The sequence below is a fragment of the Streptomyces caeruleatus genome, assembly GCF_001514235.1.
Classification (GTDB): Bacteria; Actinomycetota; Actinomycetes; order Streptomycetales; family Streptomycetaceae; genus Streptomyces; species Streptomyces caeruleatus.
Window position 1 is genome coordinate 1,793 of sequence record NZ_KQ948965.1, and the last position, 2,147, is coordinate 3,939.

General features: G+C 69.8%; 1 protein-coding gene. It reads right to left on the reverse strand.

Annotated features, from left to right (window positions below):
- Nucleotides 1–2,088: beta-ketoacyl synthase N-terminal-like domain-containing protein (locus AQJ67_RS50360; protein ID WP_482258154.1), on the reverse strand; the 2,088-nt coding region annotated here is incomplete at its 3' end.
- Nucleotides 2,089–2,147 lie beyond the last annotated feature (59 nt).

Here is a 2,147-nt window from a genome sequence, read left to right on the forward strand (position 1 = left end):
GGCCCACCCGGTGCCGTCCGCCGACGCGGCGAACGCCTTGCAGCGGCCATCCGCGGCCAGCCCGCCCTGCGTAGCGAAATCGGCGAAGACTCCCGGGGTGGCCATCACTGTGACACCGCCGGCCAGTGCCAGATCGCACTCGCCGGACCGCAACGCCTGGGTGGCCCAATGCAGCGCCACCAGGGACGACGAGCACGCCGTGTCCACCGTCACCGCAGGCCCTTCCAAGCCCAACGTGTACGCGATCCGCCCCGACAGCACACTGGCCGCGCCGCCGGTGATCCGGTATCCGTCCAGTTCCTCCGAGGCGTCCCCGACAGCCTCGTACCCCGAACCGCCCCCGCCCACGAACACCCCGGTCTTACTGCCCTTCAGCACATGCGGGTCGATCCCGGACCGCTCCAGCGCCTCCCACGCCGTCTCCAACAGCAACCGCTGCTGCGGATCCATCGCCAACGCCTCACGCGGCGAGATACCGAAGAACCCCGCATCGAACTCCGCCGCCCCGTGGAGGAAGCCACCCACATGGGCAAAACCATCACCGATCACATCCCAACCACGCTGAGTCGGGAACGCCGAGATCGCATCGACACCGTCCGTGAGCAGAGCCCACAACTGCTCCGGCGACGACACCCCACCCGGGAACCTGCACCCCATCCCGACGATGGCGATCGGCTCGTCCGGCTCGGCCTTCACCACAACGGGAGCCACCGAGACGGCCTCAGCCGCGCCGATCAGCCGCTGCCGCAGATGGATGGCCAGCCGTGAGGCGGTCGGGTGGTCGAACGCCAACGTGGCGGGTAGTTGCAGACCCGTCGCTGCCGCCAGGCGGTTGCGCAACTCCACCGTCGTCAACGAGTCGAAGCCCATGTCCCGCAACGCCTTCTCAGGATCGACGACCCCTGCCGAGGCGTGTCCCAGGACGGCGGCGACATGGCCACACACCAGGTCGAGAAGCAGCTGTTGCTGATCGGCGGCGGTCAGGGCGGCCAGCCGTCCGGCCAGGCCGGAGCCATCCCGGTTGCCCGCGCGGGCAACCGGCCGGGCCGGTCCGCTACGCCGTGGCGGGTTAGACAGAGACCGCTGTTCGTCCCCGGCCTCCAGCAGTTCCGCCTCCACCGGCCGCAGTGCCAACGCGTCCACCGACACCACCGGGGCGCCGGTCTCGTCAGCCGCGTCCAGGCACATCGTGTTGTCTCCGACCGCCGACACGCGCACCCGCAACGACCGTGCGCCCGAGGCATGCAACGACACCCCGCTCCAGGAGAACGGAAGTCCGCCTTCACCGGCTGCGGGCAGGAACGCGGCAGCGTGCAGGGCGGCATCGAACAACGCCGGGTGGATACCGAACTCACCCGCCCGCTCAGCCACTTCATCGGCCAGCCACACCTCAGCGAAGACTTCCTCGCCCCGCCGCCACGCGGCTCGCAGGCCTTGGAAGGCCGGACCGTATCCGTAACCCGTCTCGGCCAGGCCCTCATAGAACCCGTCCACCGGCACCTTGATGGCATCCGCCGGCGGCCACACCGTCAACTCGACACCCGGCACCGTCGCTTCAGAAGACAGCGTTCCGCTGGCGTGCCGTGTCCAGTCGGTCTCTTCCTCCGGCCGCGCATACACGCTCACCGCCCGACGGCCGGACTCCTCCGGCGCGTCGAGGACCACCTGCACCTGCACAGCCCCGCGCTCGGGCAGCACCAACGGCCGCTCCAACGCCAGCTCCTCCAGAACACCACACCCCACCTCGTCACCGGCCCGCACCAGCAACTCCGCCAACGCGGTGCCCGGCACAACCACCACACCACCCACCACGTAATCAGCCAGCCACTCATGCAAGGCGAGAGACAACCGGCTGGTGAACACCACACCCTCACCACCAGCCAGCTCCACCGCCGCCCCCAACAACGGGTGACCCACCGACATCAACCCGGCGCCCCTCACATCCCCCGCCACAGCCCGGGGGCGCGGCCAGTACCGCTCACGCTGGAAGGCGTACGTCGGCAGATCCACCACCGAACCCCGGCCCACCACCGCAGACCAGTCCACCGGGACGCCGTGGGTGTGCAACCGGGCGACGGCGGTCAGCAATTGCTCGGACTCGTTCTCACCCCGGCGCAAAGTCCCCGTCACAACCGCCGACGGGTGGG